Raw genomic sequence first — 20,905 nt, 5'->3', positions numbered from 1 at the left:
CTTCCCGCTGACGGCCCGAAAGCCCAATCGGAATCGGACGCCCCGTCGGATCGGGCGCCGCCGGGGGCGTCAGAGCAGTGGGGTGAGGAAGCGGCGGAGGGACTCCTCGTAGCGGACCGGGTCGGCGTTCCACATCGAGGCGTGCGGCGCGTACCGCACGGTCTGCAGGCTGACCACGTCGGGGCGGCGGGCGGCGAGTTCGACGGAGGGTTCCCAGGGGGCGATCGTGTCGTCGGGGCCGTGGAAGAGGAGGACCGGGACGCGCAGGGCGTCCGGCTCCGAGACGGCCTGGAGGAGGTCGCCGTGCGGGCCGGTCCTGCCCTGGGCCGCGCGGACGGCGAGCGGCAGCAGGGGTCCGGGGACGTGGTGGGCCGCCGCGAGGTTGCGGAGGGTGGCCTCCCAGTCGAGGACCGGGGAGTCGAGGACGAGGCCGCCGATCCGGTCGCGCACGCCCGACTCGGCCGCGGCGCGCAGGGCCATCGAGGCGCCGGTCCCCCAGCCGTGCAGGACGACCTTCCGGGCGCCCCGGCGGACGGCGTAGCGGATGGCGGCGTCGACGTCCCGCCACTCGGAGTCGCCGAGGTGGGCGAGGCCGTCCGGGGAGGGGGGTGCTCCTTCGTCGCCCCGGTAGGCGGGGACGAGGACGGGGATCTTGCGGCGGTTGTAGAAGGGGACGAGGTTCAGCGGGTGCTCGCGGGTGGTGCCGAGGCCGTGCAGGGCGATCACCCAGGTGGTGCGGGGGGCGGCCACGAGCCAGGCGGGCAGGGGGCCGAGTTCGCCGGGGATCTCGACGTCCTCCTGGGCGAGCCCGAGGGCGCTGATCGGGGTGCCCCGGTGCAGCTGCGGGGTGAGCCGGACGCGGGCGCCGGGTGCGAGGACGCCGAGCTCGACCCGCTCCAGGCGGCGGACGACGGTGTCGGCGGTGTGCGGGACCCGGTCGAGGACGGGGCCGAGGACGGCGTGCAGGCCGGTGGCCTCCATCCCGTACGTGCCGGGGCGCAGCGAGGCGATGCTGCGGGTGAGGGTGATCCGCTCGGGTCCCGTGGCGTGCACGGTGAGTCTGGGGTCTCCGGGCAGTGGTCGTCCGGACGGCGCCCTGAGGGCGACATCGCTGGCGTACCGGCCGGCCGCGATCACGGCCGCGCCGACACCGATCAGGGTGGTGACGGCCGCTGCCGTCGCTGTAGCCGGGCGCACGCTCCCAGTGTCGGCAGGGCGGGGTGGGGCTGCCACCGGACGGACCCGGACGGACCCCGTCGCGCCCCCTCGGGACCCGGACCCGTCCGCGTGCGGTGACGAACCGGAGGGCTCGCCCGGGGGAGTGACATGGGTCTCCTCCTGGGGGTCCCCCGGCCGGATGGTTCTGTCCAGGGAGCGGAACCGGGTGGCGGGGGAGGAACCGGGGCAGGTCGTATGTGCCCCGGGAGGCACGGGATTACCCGTGGTTGCCGGGTGACCGCATCGTGGACACCCGGGCACTCCGGGGCCACAAGCGGAACCTCTTGACACCGGATAGGGACACCACGCCGCCCGCCCCAGTTCACCTTCCGTTCACCCAGGTTGCTTACGTTCGACGAGCCACTGACGTCAAACGATTGCCTGGGTAAATGGAACACATCACGCTGCTGCTCGCCATTGTGGTCGTGACAGCTCTCGTGTTCGATTTCACGAACGGTTTCCACGACACCGCCAACGCGATGGCCACGACCATCTCGACCGGTGCTCTCAAGCCCAAGACGGCGGTGGCCATGTCCGCCGTGCTGAACCTCGTCGGCGCGTTCCTGTCCGTGGAGGTCGCCAAGACGATCTCCGGCGGGCTCATCAACGAAGAGGGCATTCGTACAGAAGTGATCTTCGCGGCGCTCGTGGGCGCCATCCTGTGGAACCTGCTGACCTGGCTGCTCGGACTGCCGTCCAGCTCGTCCCATGCCCTCTTCGGCGGTCTCATCGGCGCCGCGGTCATGTCGGCCGGCTGGTCCGCCGTGAACGCCCCGACGATCGTCACCAAGGTCCTCATCCCGGCCGTCGCCGCGCCCATCGTCGCCGGCCTCGCCGCGATGCTGGCCACGCGTCTGACGTACAAGATCGGCGCGAAGACCGACGAGAAGCACACCGCCAAGGGCTACCGGGTCGGCCAGATCGCCTCCGCCGGTCTCGTCTCCCTCGCCCACGGCACCAACGACGCCCAGAAGACGATGGGCATCATCACCCTCGCCCTGGTCACCCAGGGTGTCGTCGCCCCCGGCTCGAACCCGCCCCTGTGGGTCATCGTCTCCGCCGGTGTGGCCATCGCGCTCGGCACCTACCTCGGCGGCTGGCGCATCATCCGCACCATGGGCAAGGGCCTCACCGACCTCCGGCCGCAGCAGGGCTTCGCCGCCCAGACCAGCGCCGCCACGGTCATCCTCGCCTCCTCGCACCTCGGTTTCTCCCTCTCCACCACCCAGTCCTGCTCGGGTGCCGTGATGGGTGCCGGCCTCGGCCGCAAGGGCGGTGTCGTCCGCTGGTCGACCGCGACCCGGATGTTCGTCGCCTGGGGCCTGACCCTGCCCGCCGCGGGCCTGGTCGGCGCCGGTGCCGAGTTCCTCACCAAGCAGGGCACCTGGGGCATCGTGGCCGTCGCGGTCCTGCTCGTCGCCGGCTCGGGCGTCATCTGGTCGCTGTCCCGCCGCAAGCCGGTCGACCAGCACAACGTCACGGACGACGACCTCGACGGCGACACCGAGCCCGCGGGCGTCGTGACCACCGCGATCGCGGCCGTCACCCCGCCGCCGGCCGGCTCCGTCGCCGCCGTCGCGGACGAGGACCTGAAGACCACCATCCCCGCGCCGGTCCCCACGGACCCGGCCGCTCCCCCGGCCCCCGCCGCCGCGGTCTAAGGAACTGGAACCAAGCATGAAGATCGACTGGGCAGCCCTCGGCTCCGTCTTCGGAGTCAGCCTCGTGGCGACCGTCGCCCTCGTGGGCCTCTTCACCCTCGGTGTCATCGGCCTCTCCAAGCAGGAGCAGGCCGCCGCCCAGGGAGGCTCCGCCGCCCTGGCCCGCACCGGCGCCTACGCCTGCTTCGCCCTGTGCCTGGCGGCCGTGGCGTACGGCATCTACCTGATCGTCGCCTGACGGTCCCCGGTACCTCGGCCGGGCGGTCCGCACCTTCGGGTGCGGACCGCCCGGCCGTTCCGCTTCGGGCGCCGTGTTTGTGGTGCTTCGCACAGTGACGCGGTGCAGGTCAAGGGTGAGTTGACGGCTGTTCTCGGGCCGTGGTGGACTGCCGAGGCCATTACGGCGGCAGTAGAGGAAGTCCGGTGCGAATCCGGCGCGGTCCCGCCACTGTGACCGGATCCGAAGGGTCCGGGAGTCAGGAACTCTCGCCGCCGGTCACGTCGAGCCAGGGCGCGGACCCTGAGTGAGGACACAGCGCCATGCCCGGCCGCAGGCCCCTCCTTTCCAGAACCACCGGTGTCTTCGCGTACGGCGCGACCGCCGGTCTCGCCGTCGATCTGCTCGTCGGCGACCCCCGCCGCGGACATCCCGTCGCCGCGTTCGGCCGGGCGGCGGGCCGGGTCGAACAGGCCCTGTGGCGCGACCACCGCGGGTGGGGCGCCCTGCACACCGCCGTCTGCGCCGGTGCCGCCGTCGCGGCCGGCGCCCTCGCCGCCCGTACGGTACGGGGCAGCCGCGCCGGATCCGCCGCGCTCACCGCCGCCACCGTCTGGGCCGTCGTCGGCGGCACGACCCTGGGCCGCGAGGCCCGCGCGATCGGCGGGGCCCTCGCCGCGGGAGACCTGGAGGTCGCCCGGGAACGGCTGCCGCACCTGTGCGGACGCGACCCGCAGTCCCTCGACGGACCCGCGATGGCCCGCGCGGTCGTCGAGTCCGTCGCCGAGAACACCTCCGACGCGGTCGTGGGCGCCCTCTTCTGGGGAGCGGTCGCGGGCGTGCCGGGCCTGGTCGGCTTCCGTGCGGTGAACACCCTCGACGCGATGGTCGGCCACAAGTCCCCCCGCTACCGACGGTACGGCTGGGCCTCGGCCCGCCTCGACGACCTGGCCGGCTGGCCCGGGGCCCGGCTGACCGCCGCCCTCGCGACCGTCGCCGGCGGGAACCCGCGCGGAGCCGTACGGGCCTGGCGGGCGGACGCCGCGAAGCACCCGAGCCCCAACGCGGGCCCCGTCGAGGCCTCCTTCGCGGGCGCCCTCGGCATCCGGCTCGGGGGAACCCTCTCGTACGCCGGGCGGGTCGAGCACCGGCCCGTCCTCAACGGGGAGGGGCGGCCCGTCGAGGTCGCCGACATCGACCGCGCGGTCCGGCTGTCCCGCCGGGTCACCGGAATGACCCTGGCCGCCTGTGTGGGCGGCCGCATGATCGCGAACGCGCTGAAGCGGAGGAACGCATGAGGGGTGGGGGGCTGCTCGTCGCCGGGACCACGTCCGACGCGGGCAAGAGCGTCGTCACGGCCGGCATCTGCCGCTGGCTGGTCCGGCAGGGCATCAAGGTCGCGCCGTTCAAGGGACAGAACATGTCCCTGAACTCCTTCGTCACCCGGGAGGGCGCCGAGATCGGCCGCGCGCAGGCCATGCAGGCGCAGGCGGCCCGTGTGGAGCCGACCGCCCTGATGAACCCGGTGCTGCTCAAGCCCGGCAGCGACCGCTCCAGCCAGGTCGTCCTCATGGGCAAGCCGGTCGGCGAGCTGAGCGCTCGTGGCTACCACGGGGGGCGGCAGAAGGAACTCTTCGAGCCGGTGCTCGCGTGCCTGGAGGAACTCCGGGGCACGTATGACGCCGTGATCTGCGAGGGGGCGGGGAGTCCGGCCGAGATCAACCTGCGGCGCACGGACATCGTGAACATGGGCATCGCGCGGGCCGCGAAGCTGCCCGTGGTCGTCGTCGGCGACATCGACCGGGGCGGGGTCTTCGCCCAGTTCTTCGGCACGACGGCGCTGCTCTCGCCGGAGGACCAGTCGCTCGTGGCGGGCTATCTCGTGAACAAGTTCCGGGGCGACGTCACCCTCCTGGAGCCGGGCCTCGACATGCTGCACGGGCTCACCGGACGCCGGACCTTCGGTGTCCTGCCGTACGCGCACGGACTCGGCATCGACGAGGAGGACGGCCTGCGGGTCTCCCTGCGGGGCACCGTCCGCGAGTCGGTCGTCGCGCCGCCGCTCGGCGCGGACGTGCTGCGGGTCGCCGTCTGCGCCGTCCCGCTGATGTCCAACTTCACTGACGTCGACGCGCTCGCCGCCGAACCGGGCGTGGTCGTCCGGTTCGTGGACCGGCCCGAGGAGCTCGTCGACGCCGACCTCGTCGTCGTGCCCGGCACCCGGGGAACGGTCAAGGCGCTGGCGTGGCTGCGGGAGCGGGGCCTCGCGGACGCCCTCGCGCGGCGCGCCGCCGAGGGCCGCCCGGTGCTCGGCATCTGCGGCGGCTTCCAGGCCCTGGGCGAGCGCATCGAGGACGAGGTCGAGTCGAAGGCCGGAGTCGTCGACGGGCTCGGGCTGCTGCCCGTACGGGTGCGGTTCGGGGTCGAGAAGACCCTCGCCCGGCCGGTCGGCGAGGCCCTCGGCGAGCGGGTCGAGGGGTACGAGATCCACCACGGAGTCGCCACCGTGGACGGCGGGGAGCCGTTCCTCGACGGCTGCCGGGTCGGCTCCGTGTGGGGCACGCACTGGCACGGCTCGCTGGAGAGCGACGGCTTCCGCCGGGCGTTCCTGCGGGAGGTCGCGGCGGCGGCGGGGCGGCGGTTCGTCCCGGCTCCCGACACGTCCTTCGGCGCGCTCCGGGAGGAGCAGCTCGACCGCCTCGGCGACCTGATCGAGGAACACGCGGACACGGACGCGCTGCTGCGGCTGATCGAGGAGGGCGCTCCGGCGGGCCTGCCGTTCGTGCCGCCGGGTGCGCCGTGACGCCGGGCCGTCCTCCGGGACATCAGCGAACCGAACTCGATGGAAGGAAGACCCGATGAGCACCCGGTATCCGTTCACCGCCGTCGTCGGCATGGACGACCTGCGGCTCGCGCTGCTGCTGAACGCCGTCAGCCCGGCCGTGGGCGGAGTGCTCGTGCGGGGCGAGAAGGGGACCGCCAAGTCCACCGCCGTCCGCGCGCTCGCCGAGCTGCTGCCGGAGGTGCCGGTGGTCGCCGGGTGCCGGTTCAGCTGTGACCCGGCCTCGCCCGACCCGGGCTGCCCGGACGGGCCGCACGGCGACGCGCCCGGCTCCGCCCGTCCCGCCCGCATGGTCGAGCTGCCCGTCGGCGCCTCCGAGGACCGGCTGGTCGGCGCGCTGGACATCGAGAAGGCCCTCGCCGAGGGCGTGAAGGCCTTCGAGCCGGGGCTCCTCGCCGCCGCGCACCGGGGGATCCTCTACGTCGACGAGGTCAACCTGCTGAGCGACCACCTGATCGACCACCTGCTCGACGCCGCCGCCATGGGCGCCTCCCACGTCGAGCGCGAGGGCGTCTCCGTGCGGCACGCCGCCCGGTTCCTGCTCGTAGGGACCATGAACCCCGAGGAGGGCGAGCTGCGGCCGCAGCTGCTCGACCGGTTCGGGCTGACCGTGGAGGTCGCCGCCTCCCGCGACCCGGAGCAGCGGGTCGAGGTCGTCCGTCGGCGGCTGGCCTTCGAGGACGACCCGGCCGCCTTCGCCGCGCGCTGGGCCGGTGAGGAGACCGCGCTGCGCGGACGGATCGTCGCCGCGCGGACGTTGCTGCCCGAGGTGACCCTCGGCGACGCGGTGCTCCTCCAGATCGCCGCGACCTGCGCCGCGTTCGAGGTGGACGGCATGCGCGCCGACATCGTGATGGCCCGCACGGCGACCGCGCTCGCCGCCTGGGCCGGACGGACCGAGGTGACCTCGGAGGACGTGCGGCAGGCCGCGCTCCTGGCCCTCCCCCACCGGCGGCGGCGCTCGCCCTTCGACGCGCCCGGCCTCGACGAGGACAAGCTCGACGAGACCCTGGAGCAGTTCAAGGGGGACGAGCCGGACGACGACCCCGAGCCGGACGGGCCGGGTGACGGCGGTCCGGGAGGCGGCGGGGGTGTCCCTCCGCAGGGTGAGGGGCCGGACGCTCCTTCTCCCGAGTCCGCCGAGGCTCCGGAGAGCGCGCCCGCACCGGCCCCGCAGGGCTCCGGCGCCGGTGAGCGCGCGGCCGTGAAGGCCGCCGAGCCCTTCCGTACGAAGGTGCTGAGCGTGCCCGGTCTGGGCGAGGGCGCGGCCGGGCGCCGCTCCCGGGCCCGCACCGAGCACGGCCGTACCACCGGCTCCACCCGGCCCCGGGGCGCGCTGACCAAGCTCCACCTGGCCGCGACCGTGCAGGCCGCCGCCCCGCACCAGCGGGCGCGCGGCCGGTCCGGGCCCGGTCTGGTGGTCCGCCGGGACGACCTGCGGCAGGCGACCCGGGAGGGCCGCGAGGGCAACCTGGTGCTGTTCGCCGTGGACGCCTCCGGTTCCATGGCCGCGCGGCAGCGGATGAGCGCCGTGAAGGGCGCGGTGCTCTCGCTGCTGCTCGACGCCTACCAGCGGCGCGACAAGGTCGGTCTCGTCACCTTCCGGGGGCGGGACGCCGAGGTCGCGCTGCCGCCGACCTCGTCCGTGGACGCGGCCGCCGCCCGGCTCGAGAAGCTTCCGACCGGCGGCCGCACGCCGCTGTCCGCCGGGCTGCTCAAGGCCCATGACGTGCTCCGGATCGAACGGTTGCGGGACCCCTCGCGCCGCCCGCTGCTCGTCGTCGTGACCGACGGAAGGGCGACCGGCGGCGGCGCCGACCCGGTGGCGCTCGCGGCCCGCGCGGCGCGGCTGCACGCCGCCGACGGCACGGCGTCGGTGGTCGTGGACTGCGAGACCGGGCCGGTGCGGCTCGGGCTCGCCGGGACGCTGGCGCGCGAACTCGGCGGCACCGCAGTGACCTTGGACGAGCTGCGCGCGGACTCGATCGCCGGCCTCGTCAGAGACGTACAGGCAGCAGGACAGACTAAGAGGAGGGCCGCTTAATGCCGCAGGGACAGCCGACCGTCGTGCCCGACGACGGTCTCACCACCCGTCAGCGCCGCAACCGGGCACTGGTGATGGTGCACACCGGCGTCGGCAAGGGGAAGTCGACCGCCGCGTTCGGCATGGCGCTGCGCGCCTGGAACCAGGGCTGGCCGATCGGGGTGTTCCAGTTCGTCAAGTCCGCCAAGTGGAAGGTCGGCGAGGAGAACGCCCTCAAGGCGCTCGGCGAGACCGGCAAGGGCGGCACGGTCACCTGGAACAAGATGGGCGAGGGCTGGTCCTGGATCCAGCGCGAGGTCGCCGAGGGCGAGCAGTCGCACGAGGAGAAGGCCCGCGAGGGCTGGGAGCAGGTCAAGCGGGACCTCGCCGAGGAGAAGTACAAGTTCTACGTCCTCGACGAGTTCGCCTATCTGCTGCACTGGGGCTGGATCGACGTCAAGGAGGTCGTCGAGGTGCTGCGCGACCGCCCCGGGCACCAGCACGTCGTCATCACCGGCCGCAACGCGCCGCAGGAGCTCGTCGACTTCGCCGATCTCGTCACCGACATGTCCAAGGTCAAGCACCCGATGGACGCCGGTCAGAAGGGCCAGCGGGGCATCGAGTGGTAGCACGTCTCGTCATCGCCGCGCCGTCGTCCGGCGCGGGCAAGACCACGGTCGCGACCGGCCTGATGGCCGCGTTCGCCGGCCGTGGTCTGGCCGTCTCCCCGCACAAGGTCGGCCCCGACTACATCGACCCCGGCTACCACGCCCTGGCGACCGGCCGTCCCGGGCGCAACCTCGACGCGTACATGTGCGGTACGGGTCTGGTCGCGCCGCTCTTCCTGCACGGGGCGCGCGGCTGCGACCTGGCCGTGGTCGAGGGGGTCATGGGCCTGTACGACGGGGCCGCCGACCAGGGCGAGCTGGCGTCCACCGCGCAGGTGGCGAAGCTGCTCAAGGCGCCGGTGGTGCTCGTCGTCGACGCGTCCTCGCAGTCGCGGTCGGTGGCGGCGCTCGTGCACGGGTTCGCGTCCTGGGACCCGGAGGTGCGGATCGGGGGCGTGATCCTCAACAAGGTCGCGACGGACCGGCACGAGCACCTCCTGCGGGAGGCGCTCGGGGAGTCGGGCGTTCCGGTGCTGGGCGTGCTGCGGCGGGCGCCGGCGGTCGCGACGCCGTCACGGCACCTGGGTCTCGTGCCGGTGGCCGAGCGGCAGGCGCAGGCCGTGGAGGCGGTGGCGGCGCAGGCCGAGCAGGTTCTGGCCGGGTGCGACATGGAGGCGCTGCTGGCCCTCGCGCGGTCGGCGCCGCCGCTGACCGCCGAGCCGTGGGTGGCTGAGGTCGGGGAGCGGCTGCGGGCCGGGGGTTCCGGCGTGCCCGCACCGGTCGTCGCCGTCGCCGGCGGGGCCGCCTTCACCTTCTCGTACGCCGAGCACACCGAGCTGCTGCGCGCCGCGGGGGCCGAGGTCGTCACCTTCGACCCGCTCCGGGACGAAGCCCTCCCGGAGGGGACCCGCGGGCTCGTCATAGGCGGCGGCTTCCCCGAGATGTACGGCGAGCAGCTCTCCGCCAACGAACCCCTCCGCAAGGCCGTGGCCGAGCTCGCCGCCTCGGGGGCGCCGGTCGCCGCCGAGTGCGCCGGGCTGCTGTACCTGGCGCGGTCGCTCGACGGCAGGCCCATGTGCGGGGTGCTCGACGCCGACGCGCGGATGTCGGAGCGGCTCACGCTCGGGTACCGGGACGCCGTCGCCGTCAGCGACAGCGTCCTGGCGCCGGCCGGGGCGCGGCTGCGGGGCCATGAGTTCCACCGCACCGTGATCGAGCCCGGCGCCGGGCCGCTGGCGGCCTGGGGGCTGCGGCAGCCGGAGCGGCGCGTGGAGGGCTTCGTGCAGGGCGGGGTGCACGCCAGTTATGTGCACACCCACTGGGCGGGGTCGCCGGAGGTCGCCGCGCGGTTCGTGGGGCACTGCGCGTGAGCTCAGCCGCCGGAGACGCCCACCACGAGCCAGATGAAGGCCACGCCCGCCACCGTGCACAGCAGGGTGGAGCGGGCCGGGTGCGTGTGGTGGGCCTCCGGCAGGATCTCGGAGGCGGCGAGGTAGAGCAGGGCGCCGCCGAAGAAGCCGAGATAGCTGCCGAGCAGTTCCTCCGGAAGGGTGAACAGCAGGGTGGAGGCGGCGCCGACGAGCGGGGCGACGGCGTCCGCGACGAGCATCGCGAGGGCCTTGCGGCGGGCGTTCCCGTAGAGGCTCGTGATCGTGTACGTGTTGAAGCCGTCGGCGAAGTCGTGGGTGATGACGGCGAGGGCGACGGTGGCGCCCATGCCGCCGCCGACCTGGAAGGCGGCGCCCAGCGCGATGCCGTCCATGAGGCTGTGGAGGACCATCGCGGCGGCGGCCGTGAGGCCGACCTGCGGGGCCCGCTCGTCGGCGCCGACGCCGTGTGCCGCACGGCGGACGGCGAGGAGCCGCTCGACGACGTGGGCGAAGAGGAAGCCGCCGACGAAGAGCAGCAGGGCCTCCGGGACGCCGAACACCTTCTCCCCCGCGGCCTCCAGGGCCTCCGGCAGGAGGTCGAGTCCGACGACGCCGAGCATGAGCCCGCCGGCCAGGCCGAGGACGAGGTGGCGGCGGTCGGTGACGCGCTGCGCGACCCAGCCGCCGAAGAGCGTCATGAGGAACGCGCCGAGCGCGACGACTACAGCCATGGGCCTTTGCTATCGGATGGGGCGGCGTCCGCGCACCTCGGCGTCGGGGCCCGGTCGGGCGCGCCGGCGGACGAGGTCCTCGCGCTCGTCGGCGCGGTCCTGCGGGAGGCCGGTCTGACGCGCGCGGACGTCGGGTCGCTCGGCACGCTGGACGCGCGGGCGGCGGAGCCGGGGATCGTGGCGGCCGCGGCCGCGCTCGGGGTGCCGGTGCGCGGCTTCCGGGCCGCGGAGCTGGCGGCCGTGCCCGTACCGCATCCCTCGGCGCGGCCGCTGGCCGCGACGGGCACGGCGTCCGTGGCGGAGGCGGCGGCGCTGCTCGCGGCGGGTGAGGGTCTCCGGGGGGCCGGGGACGTGGTGCCGCTCGGCGGCGCGGGCGGGGCGTTACTTCTCGTACCGAAGCGGAAATCACGGTACGCAACGTGTGCTCTCGCCGCTTCCGTCCCGGTTCGTCCGAACGAAGATGCCCCAGGCGTACGGTTGTTGCCACTGGCTCACGGGTACATCGCTGGCGAGCCTGGCTCACCCCCCACCATCCCCACCCCCCACACGACGGCGGCCATGGACACCCACACGCATACCGACGCCCACGACCTGCGCCACCACGGTGACGCCGAGGTCCGGGACGAGAAACTCATCGATCTGGCGGTCAACGTCCGGACGAACACGCCGCCGGACTGGCTGCGGGAGCGCATCGCCGACTCGCTGACCGGTCTCGCGGCCTACCCCGACGGCCGGGCCGCGCGGGCGGCGGTCGCCGAGCGGCACGACCTGCCGTCGAACCGGGTGCTCCTGACGGCCGGCGCGGCGGAGGCGTTCGTGCTGCTCGCGCGGGCGCTGCCGGTGCGGCGGCCGGTGGTGGTGCACCCCCAGTTCACCGAGCCGGAGGCGGCGCTGCGGGACGCCGGGCACGAGGTGGGCCGGGTGCTGCTGCGCGAGGAGGACGGTTTCCGGCTGGATCCGGCGGCCGTTCCGGAGGACGCGGACCTGGTGGTGATCGGGAACCCCACGAACCCGACCTCCGTGCTGCACCCGGCCGCCTCGATCACCGCGCTGGCCCGCCCGGGGCGGATCCTGGTGGTGGACGAGGCGTTCATGGACGCGGTGCCGGGCGAGCGGGAGTCGCTGGCCGGGCGGACCGACGTGCCGGGGCTCGTGGTGCTGCGGAGCCTCACCAAGACCTGGGGGCTCGCCGGGCTGCGCATCGGCTACGTGCTGGCCGAGCCGGAGACGGTCGCGGCTCTGGAGCGGACGCAGCCGCTGTGGCCGGTGTCGACGCCGGCCCTGGTGGCGGCGGAGGCGTGCATGTCGCGGGCGGCGCTCGCGGAGGCGGAGCACGCGGCGCACCGGATCGGGGTGGAGCGGGCCCATCTGCTGGCCGGGCTCGCGGAGTTCGACGAGGTGCGGACGGTGGCGGGGGCGGAGGGTCCCTTCGTGCTGATCCGGATCGACGGGGCGGACGCGGTGCGGGAGCGGCTGCGGTCGCTGGGCTTCGCGGCCCGCCGGGGCGACACGTTTCCCGGGCTCGACCGGAACTGGCTGCGGCTGGCGGTCCGGGACCGGGCGACGACCAACCGTTTCCTGCAGGCACTCGACCAGGCGCTGCTGATCGGCGGCTGAGCCGGGGCGGACACGGAAGGGTCCGGGGAGGGCGGTGTCGTCACCATCGCCCTCCCCGGACCCTCGTTCCCTCCCGGCGCCCCCCGGCGCTGCCCCCTCGGGCCGTCAGCCGCGGGAGCGGGAGCGGGAGCGGGTCACGACGAGGGCGCCGCCGCCGGCGACGAGCAGGGCGAGCGCTCCGGCCGCGATGTACGGGGTGGTGGAGCTGCCGCCGGTCTCGGCGAGGTTCTCGGTGGGCGTGGTGCCACCGTTGTTGGTCTTGATGCCGCCGGCGTCGCTCGGCTTCACCGAGGGCTGCTGCGAGGGCTGCTCACTGGGGCGCTCGGTCGGCTTCTCGGTGGGGTTGTCGGTGGGCTTCTCGGTCGGCTTCTCCGTCGGGGCCGTGCCCTTGGGCGTCTCGCAGGTGGCCTGGGCGAGGGTCACCGTGCCGTTGACCTCGGCGACACCGAGCTTCAGGGGGTTGACCTCCACCTTGAGTTCGAGGGCCGTGGCCGCGGCGGTGCGGGAGGTCGTGGACGTACGGGAGAGGTCCAGGGTGACCTCGCCGACGCCCGGCACGCTCACCTGGGTCCGGCCGGCCGCGGACAGGGTGGTCTTCTTGCCGAACACGGTGACGTGGCCGAGGACGTTGGACTCGGCGACCGGCTTCTTCCCCACCTCGCACAGCGCCTTGGACGTGACCTTCTCGACCTCGACGAGGGAGAGCAGCGGGATGCCGGGGACGTGGACCTGGGCCTTGACGAGGTTGACGTACCCCTCGGCCTTCTTCTCGTCCACGGTCGCGTCCGCGGTGGCGACGTCGGCCTTGAGGATGTCGATCGGCTCACCGCCCTCGGCTCCCTGCACCTTCACGGAGAGCGCGGTCTCGTTCTCGCTCTCCGGCGCCTTGACCTCGTTGAGAGAGGCCCGCACCGGGACGTTCACGGTCTTGCCGAGGAGGGAGACGTCGAGTCCCGCCCGCAGCACGACGGCGGTGGCGCGCCCTTCGCCGCCCGTGGCGTGCGCCGCCGGGGCCGCGAGGAGCACGGGGCCGACGGCCAGGGCGGCGACGGTCGCGGCGGCGGCGGAACGGCGTACGGGCATGCGGAAGGTGTTGCTGTTCAAGATGGTGGAACCCCCACAGGAGACATGGCGTCGCCGGCCGCTCACCACGGGGACGGTGGGTCGGCGCGGCCTCGGCGACTTGAGACACCGGAATCTTTACGCACGGAGAGTGAACCGGCAGTCGCCTGGCGTGAGTTCACTCCAAAGGGGGGTTTCCGTGTTCATTTTCGATTTTCCTCGACACAACCGTTCCCGGTTGTCCCGCGTGTTTCGTACGGGGAGGTGTGCGCGGAATCGGTGAGAACGATCCGTGATGCTCCCGGGTCACGGATCGTCAACCCGGCACACTCAGCCGGCGCGCCAGTATCCGAGGGCGTGGACGCGCTCCTTGGGCAGGGCCAGCTCCTTGCGCGCGTACCCGGCGAGGGTGCGGGTGGTCACGGTGTCGCAGGCGATCCACACGTACGAACCGGCGTCGGCGAGCGCGGGCAGTTCGGCCTTCACCCGGGCGACGAGCCCGGCGCCGCCGCCCTCGCGCGGGACCCGGCGCATGTCGTGCCGGCCGGGGTCGAGCCGCACCGGCAGCTCCTCGTCGGAGGCGTGCTGGGTCTCGAACCAGAGCGTGGCCGGGACATCCGGGAACGCGTCGAGCAGGGAGTTGACGGCGGGCAGGGAGGCCGGGTCACCGACCACCAGCAGGTGCCCGGGGAGCGGGCCGGGGGCTTCGAAGCCGGTGCCCTGGAGGGTGGCGTCGACGGTGTCGCCGGGGGCGCAGGTGCGGGCCCAGCGGCTGGCGACTCCGTCGTGGAGGGCGAATTCCAGACTGAAGGTGCCGCTGCCCGGGTCCGGGTCGACCAGGGTGTAGGCGCGCTGATGGGGCTTGCCGGCGTTGTCGAACCAGACACGGACCCACATCGTCGGGTGGACACCGGCGGCGGCGAGCAGTCCGCCGTCCGTGAAGTGCACCCGGCGGTAGTCCTCGGTGACCCGCTCCGCCCCCGTCACGGTGAACGTGAAGTCCTTGCCGCGCATCAGCTTGAGTACCGCGCCCTGCCAGCCGTGGCCCACCGCGAACCCCTCCCCCGAACTCCTGTAGATTAATTTAGGCCAGCCTAACCTAAGAAGGGTTGGCGGCACATCTACGGTCGGACAAGGACGGGATCGGGGTCTCCGTGAGCATCGAGGTCTACCGGGACGCCTGGGGCGTCCCCCATCTGCGCGCCGCGGACCCGGACGAACTCGCCTTCGCCCAGGGGCGGGTCACCGCCCGCGACCGCGCCTGGCAGCTGGAGGTCGAACGGCACCGGGCCCAGGGCACCACCGCCGCCTTCCTCGGCGCCGCCGAACTCGGCTGGGACACCTTCGTCCGGCGGGCCCGGCTCGCCGACACCGCCCGCCGCTGCTTCGCGCGCCTAGAGGAGACCGACGCCCCGACGGCCGCATGGGTACGCGCGTACGTGGACGGGGTCAACGACGGTCTCGCCGAAGGGGCGGACCGCGCACCCGAGTTCGCCGACACCGGCCTCACGCCCGGCCGGTGGGAGCCGTGGACCCCGCTCGCCGTCTGGCTCTCGACCCACATCCTCTTCGCCGGCTTCCCCACCAAGCTGTGGCGGGACGAGGTCGCCCGGCGGCTCGGCGAGGAGTGGACGGAGCTCTTCGCGACCGACGGGCCCGGCACCGCCGGCTCCAACGGCTGGGTCGTCGCCGGCGGGCGGACCGCGAGCGGTGCCGCCCTGGTGGCCGGCGACCCGCACCGGTTCATCGAGGCACCGGGCGTCTACCAGCAGATCCGGCTCGCCTGCCCCGCGTACGACGTCGTGGGCCTCGCCGTGCCCGGCGTCCCCGGACTCGCCCACTTCGGCCACACCGGGCCGGTGGCCTGGGCGATCACCAACGCGATGGCGGACTACCAGGACCTGTACCGGGAGCGGCTGCGGCGGCTCCCCGACGGCACCGTGGAGGCCCTCGGCCCGGACGGCTGGGCCCCGGCCGCCGCGCACCGGGAGACGCTCGGGGTCGCCGACGCGGAGCCGGTGGTCGTCGAGGTGATCGAGACGGCCCGGGGGCCGGTGATCATCGGCGCGGACGACGAGCCCGGGGACAGCTCCTCCCCCTGGGAGGCCCTCGCCCTGCGGTACCCGCCGCGGGTCACCGGCGAGCTGGGCTTCGGGGTGCTGCCCGCGCTGCTGCGCGCCCGGACCGTCACCGACGTGGACACGGCCCTCGACGGCTGGGTCGAGCCGGTGAACGTCGTCCAGGCCGCCGACACCCGGGGCGGCCTCCTGCACCGGGTCGCCGGCCACGTGCCCGTACGGGACCGGGCCAACTCCCTGCGGATCGTGCCCGCCTGGGACCCGGCGCACGCCTGGGCCGACGCGCCGGCACCGCTGCCCCGCGCCGAGGTCCGCGGGCACGCCGTGATGGCCAACGCCCGGGGCCTGGCCGCGCCCCTGGGCGTCGAGTTCGCCCCGCCGCACCGGGCCGCCCGGATCGGCGAGCTGCTCGACGGCTCGGCGGCCTGGACCCCGGAGACGACGGCCGCGATCCACTCGGACACCGACAACCCCTCGGCGGCCCGCCTCCTGGAGGCGGTACGGCGCGCGGGCGAGGACACCGAGACCGGCGCCGGCGCACCGGGCCGCCACGGGGGCGGCACGCCCGTACCCCTCTCCCCCGCCGGCGCCGGCGTCCGGGAGCGGCTGCTCGCCTGGGACCGGCGGATGGACGCGGAGAGCACCGACGCCGGGCTCTACGCGGCCGTGCGCGGGGCCGTCGTGCGCCGGCTGGCTGGGCACGAGGCCTTCACGGCGCTGCGCGAACCCGCCCCGTACCCCGAGCTCTTCCGGCCCTGGCTCGCGCTCGGGCCGCGCGTGGCCTTCGCCCTGGAGACCCTGCTCGTGGCCGGGCCCGTGCCCGCCGGGGACGTCGACCGGATCGTGCGCGAGGCGCTCGACGAGGTCGGCGCCGGTGAGCCGCCGGCCGCCTGGGGCGTGACGCACCGGCTCGCGCCCTGGCAGGCACTGCCCGACCCGGACGACGACCGGTGGCCGGGGCTAGGCGGCGACCACGACTGCGTGCTCTCCACGTCCAGCGTGCCCGGGTGGACGGACCGCAGCGCCCGCGCCTCGGCCGCGCGGTACGTCTGGGACCTCGCCGACCGGGAGCGGAGCCGCTGGATCGTGCCCTTCGGCGCGTCCGGCGTCCCCGGAAACCCGCACCACCGCGACCAACTCCCCCTGTGGCTGCGGGGCGAGCTCGCCCCCGTCACCACCGACTGGCAGAACCTCATCAAGGAGCAGGGATGACCACCGCCGTACACGTCCAGACCGTCGAGGGCTTCGGAACCGTCACGGTCCGGCCCGTCGACCCCGACGTCGACGCCCCGCTCCTCCACGGCTGGGTCAACGAGGAGCGGGCCCGCTTCTGGGGCATGGTCGGCACCACCGTCGAGCAGGTCCGGGAGATCTACGCGCACCTCGACTCGCTGACCACGCACCACGGTTACCTGGTCAGCCGGGACGGGGAGCCGGTGGCCCTGCTCCAGACGTACGACCCCGAGGCGGACCGGGTCAGCGAGTGCTACGAGGTGCAGGCGGGCGACATCGGCGTGCACCTGTTCGTCGCGCCGGGCCTCGCTCCCGAGCCCGGCTTCACCGGCCGCATGCTCACCGCGCTCGTCGACTTCACGCTGACGGACCGCACCCGGATCGTGATCGAGCCCGACGCCGCCAACGAGAAGGCGCTCGCCCGCATGGTGCGGGCAGGATTCGTGCTGGGCCCGGAGGTCGTGCTCCCCGAGGTGGACCTGCCGGAGGTCTTCATCCCCGAGAAGCGGGCCCGGCTGGCCTTCCTGAGCCGCTGACGGGCCGCTCCCCGGTCCGGGACCGGCCGGGGGGACCGGTCCACGATCGGAGATCGGCCGGGGCGGTCAGCCGACGACCCGGGATCGGCCGGGGGAATCAGCCCACGACCCGGCCGTTGACGACGACCCGGCGCGGCGCCGCGAGGACACGGACGTCCGCGCGCGGGTCCTCGCCGTAGACGACGAGGTCGGCCGGGGCACCCTCCTCCAGGGCGGGGCGGCCCAGCCAGGCCCTGGCCCCCCAGGCGGTGGCCGAGAGCGCGTCGATCGGCGGGATGCCCGCCCGGGTCAGCTCCTCGACCTCCTCGGCGACGAGCCCATGGGCGAGGGAGCCGCCGGCGTCGGTGCCGACGAAGACGGGCACGCCCGCGTCGAAGGCGGCGCGGACGGTGTCGTACCGGCGCTCGTGGAGCCGGCGCATGTGCGCCGACCAGCGGGGGAACTTCTCCTGGCCGCCGTCGGCGAGATGCGGGAAGGTCGCGATGTTGACGAGGGTCGGGACGATGGCGACCCCGCGCTCCGCGAAGAGCGGGATGGTGTCCTCGGTGAGCCCGGTGGCGTGCTCGACGCAGTCGATGCCCGCCTCGACGAGGTCCCGGAGCGAGTCCTCGGCGAAGCAGTGCGCGGTGACCCGGGCACCCAGCCGGTGCGCCTCGGCGATGGCGGCCTCGACCTCGGCACGCGGCCAGCAGGCGGTGAGGTCGCCCACCTCGCGGTCGATCCAGTCCCCGACGAGCTTGACCCAGCCGTCGCCGCGGCGCGCCTCGCGGCCGACGTGGTCCACGAGGTCGGCGGGCTCGATCTCGTGGGCGTAGTTACGGATGTACCGGCGGGTGCGGGCGATGTGCCGGCCCGCCCGGATGATCTTCGGAAGGTCCTCGCGCTCGTCGATCCAGCGGGTGTCGGAGGGCGAGCCGGCGTCGCGGATGAGCAGGGTGCCGGCGTCCCGGTCGGTGAGGGCCTGCTTCTCGCTGGTGGCCTCGTCGACGGGACCGTGCCGGTCGAGGCCGACGTGGCAGTGGGCGTCGACGAGTCCGGGGAGCACCCAGCCCTCGACGGTCACGGCCTCGGCGGCGGGCCGCTCGAAGGTGATCCGCCCGTCGACGCACCACAGTTCGTCGCGGACGTCCTCCGGGCCGACGAGCACCCGCCCCTTCACATGCAGCACCACGTGATCGCTCATACCCGCACTCTACGAGCCGTGTCGAGGGGGCCGGTCAGGGGCGCCAGTCGGCCTCCAGGTCGTGCGAGTCGGCCGTGGTGAGCTGGGTGAGCGCGGTGCCGTCGGCCCGCACCAGGAAGAGGTGCTCGGGGTCCGCGTCGTCGGTGCCGCCGCGGGTGAAGACCAGACGCCTGCCGTCCGGCGACCAGGAGGGGGACTTGTCGTTGGCGCGGGCCGAGGTGACGCGGTACGTGCCCGAGCCGTCGGGGCGGACGACGTGGAGGTGGGCGAAGCCGGTGGAGTCCACCCGGCTGAAGGCGATGCGGTCGCCGCGCGACCAGTCGGGCGTCCAGTCGTGGGAACCGGCCAGGGTGACCGGCGTCTGCGTCAGGGTGGACAGCTGGATCCGCATCAGCCTGCTGTTCCCGGAGGTCGTGTCCGCGCGGCTGTACGCCAGGTTCTTGCCGTCCGGGGACCACGTGGGGTGGAACTCGTCCTGCGGGGTGTGGGTGAGCCGGGTGGCGGGGGTGCCGTCGACGTCGGCCACGTAGATCTCGCGCTGGGTGCCGACCGGCCGGGAGTAGGCGATCCGCTTGCCGTCCGGGGACCACGCCGGTTCGGAGGCGCCCTGGGTGCCGGGCACGGACTTCAGGTCGCCGCCCGTGCTCTTCATCGTCCAGATGCCGTCGATCACGCCGCCGGAGCCGTAGCGGAGGAACGCCACCCGCTTGCCGTCCGGGGACCAGCTGGGCATCACGTCGCTGACGGCGGGCGTGTGGGTGAGCGCGAGGGGCGTGCCGCCGCCCGGGGAGATCGCGTACAGGTCCTCGACGGGGTGCGTCGCGTCGTAGCGGGCGAAGACGATCGGACGGGCCGGGGCCGCCCACACCGCCCTGGCCGGCCCTGCCGCCCCGGCCGCCCCCGCGTCCGCGTCCGCGTCCGCCGAGGCTCCGAGGGTCAGCGGTGCGGCGAGGGCGAGCGCCGCGGCGACCACCACGGCCCGGCGCGGCCGCGCTCTGCGGGTGCCGACGGCCCCGCGGACCCGGCCGGTCCCTTCGGTTCGGCCGGTCCTCCATGTCCCTTCGGTTCTCCCGGTCCCTTCGGTTCGGCCGGTCCCCTCGGTCCTCCCGGTCCCCTCGGTCCTCCCGGTCCCGTCGGTTCTTCCGGTTCTTCCGCTTCTCCGGATCATGGTGTTCACCCCGTTCCTCCCGGCGGCTTCCTGCGGGCCGCTCCGGCCCGCAACATCCCACCGGCAAGGCTCCGGGGGAAGCGGTGGAACCCGTCGGTACGCGCCCTGTGACACGTTCCGCACACCGCCGTGACGGCGCGCGGTCTGCGGGACGGGTGCCGCGCCGCGCCGGCGGGGCCCGCGCGGCGCTTAGGCTGGCACGAGCCTCATCCCGATGTATGCGACACGCATGCGACACCGAAGAAGGAACCCCCGTGACCGTGACACATCCGCTGCTGGACCTGGCCCCGCTGACCGCCGCGCAGTTCGCGTCGATCGAGCGCCGGGTCGCCGCCCTGCTCTCCACCGAGCAGGACGTGGTGATCACCCAGGGCGAGGCGCTGCTGCCGCTGGAGGGCTGCATCCGCAGCGGTGCCCGGGCGGGTTCGACGGCGCTGAACGTCGTCACCGGTCCGTACGGCCAGACCTTCGGGAACTGGCTGCGGGACTGCGGGGCGACCGTGGTCGACCTGGAGGTGCCCTTCCACGCGGCGGTGACGGCGGAGCAGGTGGAGCGGGCGCTCGCCGAGCACCCGGAGATCGACTTCGTGTCGCTGGTGCACGCGGAGGCGGCCACCGGGAACACCAACCCGGTGGCGGAGATCGGTGAGGTCGTGCGGGCGCACGGCGCGCTGTTCTACCTGGACGCGGTGGCGTCGATCGGCGCCGAGCCGGTGCTGCCGGACGCCTGGGGCGTGGACATGTGCATCATCGGCGCGCAGAAGGCGATGGGCGGCCCCGCGGGCGTGTCGGCGGTGTCGGTGAGCGCGCGGGCCTGGGAGCGGTTCGCCGCCAACCCGGCCGCGCCGCGCCGCTCGTACCTCTCCCTCCTGGACTGGAAGGAGCGCTGGATCGACGGCGGCCGGAAGGCGCTCCTGCACGCTCCGGCGCAGCTGGAGATGCTGGCCCTGGAGGCCTGTGTGGAGCGGATCGAGGCCGAGGGCCTGGACGCGCTGATGGCCCGGCACGCCTCGGCGGCGGCCGCGACCCGAGCGGGCGCGCTGGCCCTGGGCGGCGGCCTGGAGCCGTACGTGTACGAGGCGAAGGACGCGGCGCCGGTGGCGACGACGCTGCGCGTGCCCGCCGGTCTCGACGCGTCGGAGCTGGTGGCGAAGGCGCTCGCGGCCGATCCGTCGCTGCCGCTGATCGCGGGCGGCGGGGCGCTGGCCAAGGAGATGATCCGGGTCAACCACTACGGGGTGGACGCGACGCCGGGGGCGGTGCAGTCCTCGCTCGCCGCCCTGGGTGCGGTGCTCGGCGAGTCGGGCCGCCCGGTGGACCTGGAGGGCGCGCGGCGGGCGGTCACCGAGGCCTGGTAG

The 20,905-nt window shown here is 74.4% G+C and carries 17 protein-coding genes and 1 riboswitch; of the genes, 11 read left to right on the top strand and 6 right to left on the bottom strand.

The features are described from left to right. Nucleotides 1-69: 69 nt before the first annotated feature. Nucleotides 70-1,197, bottom strand: a complete 1,128-nt coding sequence (locus IE237_RS15415) for an alpha/beta hydrolase (protein ID WP_189802475.1) — start codon at nucleotides 1,195-1,197, stop codon at nucleotides 70-72. Between the two features lie 410 nt (nucleotides 1,198-1,607). Between IE237_RS15415 and IE237_RS15410 the strand changes: the two genes are divergently transcribed. From IE237_RS15410 to IE237_RS15380, 7 genes are all read left to right on the top strand, one after another. Beyond that, nucleotides 1,608-2,879, top strand: a complete 1,272-nt coding sequence (locus IE237_RS15410) for an inorganic phosphate transporter (protein ID WP_189802474.1) — start codon at nucleotides 1,608-1,610, stop codon at nucleotides 2,877-2,879. A gap of 16 nt (nucleotides 2,880-2,895) precedes the next feature. Next, complete coding sequence (locus IE237_RS15405) at nucleotides 2,896-3,117, top strand: hypothetical protein (protein WP_189802473.1); 222 nt, start codon at nucleotides 2,896-2,898, stop codon at nucleotides 3,115-3,117. Nucleotides 3,118-3,244: 127 nt separating this feature from the next. Then, nucleotides 3,245-3,384: riboswitch (cobalamin riboswitch) on the top strand. 35 nt (nucleotides 3,385-3,419) lie between these two features. After that, nucleotides 3,420-4,394, top strand: coding sequence for a cobalamin biosynthesis protein (locus tag IE237_RS15400; RefSeq protein WP_189802472.1), 975 nt, complete (start codon nucleotides 3,420-3,422; stop codon nucleotides 4,392-4,394). Beyond that, nucleotides 4,391-5,899, top strand: a complete 1,509-nt coding sequence (locus IE237_RS15395) for a cobyric acid synthase (protein ID WP_189802471.1) — start codon at nucleotides 4,391-4,393, stop codon at nucleotides 5,897-5,899. The genes IE237_RS15400 and IE237_RS15395 overlap by 4 nt, the downstream gene beginning before the upstream one ends. 55 nt (nucleotides 5,900-5,954) lie before the next feature. Next, complete coding sequence (locus IE237_RS15390) at nucleotides 5,955-7,982, top strand: putative cobaltochelatase (protein ID WP_189802470.1); 2,028 nt, start codon at nucleotides 5,955-5,957, stop codon at nucleotides 7,980-7,982. Further along, the gene (gene cobO, locus IE237_RS15385; protein ID WP_017238571.1) at nucleotides 7,982-8,590 is read left to right on the top strand and encodes a cob(I)yrinic acid a,c-diamide adenosyltransferase; all 609 of its coding nucleotides are present in this window, start codon (nucleotides 7,982-7,984) and stop codon (nucleotides 8,588-8,590) included. The genes IE237_RS15390 and cobO overlap by 1 nt, the downstream gene beginning before the upstream one ends. After that, nucleotides 8,584-9,939, top strand: coding sequence for a cobyrinic acid a,c-diamide synthase CobB (locus IE237_RS15380; RefSeq protein ID WP_189802469.1), 1,356 nt, complete (start codon nucleotides 8,584-8,586; stop codon nucleotides 9,937-9,939). The genes cobO and IE237_RS15380 overlap by 7 nt, the downstream gene beginning before the upstream one ends. Nucleotides 9,940-9,941: 2 nt before the next feature. Here the strand turns inward: IE237_RS15380 and IE237_RS15375 are convergent, their stop codons facing one another. Further along, the gene (locus IE237_RS15375; RefSeq protein WP_189802468.1) at nucleotides 9,942-10,670 is read right to left on the bottom strand and encodes a ZIP family metal transporter; all 729 of its coding nucleotides are present in this window, start codon (nucleotides 10,668-10,670) and stop codon (nucleotides 9,942-9,944) included. Between the two features lie 6 nt (nucleotides 10,671-10,676). Here IE237_RS15375 and cobC point away from each other — a divergent pair, with 6 nt between their 5' ends. Then, a complete protein-coding gene (cobC, locus tag IE237_RS15370) occupies nucleotides 10,677-12,287 on the top strand; it encodes an Rv2231c family histidinol phosphate aminotransferase CobC (RefSeq protein ID WP_189802467.1) in 1,611 nt (536 codons plus the stop codon). Nucleotides 12,288-12,392: 105 nt separating this feature from the next. On the opposite strand, the gene IE237_RS15365 is transcribed toward cobC, so the two are convergent. Together IE237_RS15365 and IE237_RS15360 are read right to left on the bottom strand one after the other, a co-directional pair. Continuing rightward, a complete protein-coding gene (locus tag IE237_RS15365; protein WP_189802466.1) occupies nucleotides 12,393-13,391 on the bottom strand; it encodes an SCO1860 family LAETG-anchored protein in 999 nt (332 codons plus the stop codon). A gap of 288 nt (nucleotides 13,392-13,679) precedes the next feature. Then, nucleotides 13,680-14,399, bottom strand: a complete 720-nt coding sequence (locus IE237_RS15360; RefSeq protein ID WP_189802465.1) for a siderophore-interacting protein — start codon at nucleotides 14,397-14,399, stop codon at nucleotides 13,680-13,682. A gap of 104 nt (nucleotides 14,400-14,503) precedes the next feature. Here IE237_RS15360 and IE237_RS15355 point away from each other — a divergent pair, with 104 nt between their 5' ends. Both IE237_RS15355 and IE237_RS15350 read left to right on the top strand, forming a co-directional pair. Further along, nucleotides 14,504-16,639 carry a penicillin acylase family protein gene (locus tag IE237_RS15355; RefSeq protein WP_189802464.1) on the top strand — a complete coding sequence of 712 codons (2,136 nt, stop codon included), beginning with the start codon at nucleotides 14,504-14,506 and terminating at the stop codon, nucleotides 16,637-16,639. Next, the gene (locus IE237_RS15350) at nucleotides 16,636-17,196 is read left to right on the top strand and encodes a GNAT family N-acetyltransferase (RefSeq protein WP_189802463.1); all 561 of its coding nucleotides are present in this window, start codon (nucleotides 16,636-16,638) and stop codon (nucleotides 17,194-17,196) included. Before IE237_RS15355 ends, IE237_RS15350 begins: the two co-directional genes overlap by 4 nt. A 97-nt stretch (nucleotides 17,197-17,293) precedes the next feature. On the opposite strand, the gene IE237_RS15345 is transcribed toward IE237_RS15350, so the two are convergent. After that, nucleotides 17,294-18,379: an amidohydrolase family protein gene (locus IE237_RS15345; protein WP_189802462.1), complete on the bottom strand. Its 1,086-nt coding sequence runs from the start codon at nucleotides 18,377-18,379 to the stop codon at nucleotides 17,294-17,296. A gap of 34 nt (nucleotides 18,380-18,413) precedes the next feature. Beyond that, nucleotides 18,414-19,355: a PD40 domain-containing protein gene (locus IE237_RS15340; RefSeq protein ID WP_189802461.1), complete on the bottom strand. Its 942-nt coding sequence runs from the start codon at nucleotides 19,353-19,355 to the stop codon at nucleotides 18,414-18,416. A gap of 452 nt (nucleotides 19,356-19,807) precedes the next feature. On the opposite strand from IE237_RS15340, the gene IE237_RS15335 reads away from it, so the two are divergent. Next, complete coding sequence (locus IE237_RS15335; protein ID WP_189802595.1) at nucleotides 19,808-20,905, top strand: pyridoxal-phosphate-dependent aminotransferase family protein; 1,098 nt, start codon at nucleotides 19,808-19,810, stop codon at nucleotides 20,903-20,905.

This window comes from Streptomyces tanashiensis (assembly GCF_014648895.1).
Lineage (GTDB): Bacteria > Actinomycetota > Actinomycetes > Streptomycetales > Streptomycetaceae > Streptomyces > Streptomyces tanashiensis.
The sequence above is the reverse complement of the archived record's forward strand: the minus strand, read 5'-3'. Positions and strand labels throughout refer to the sequence as shown.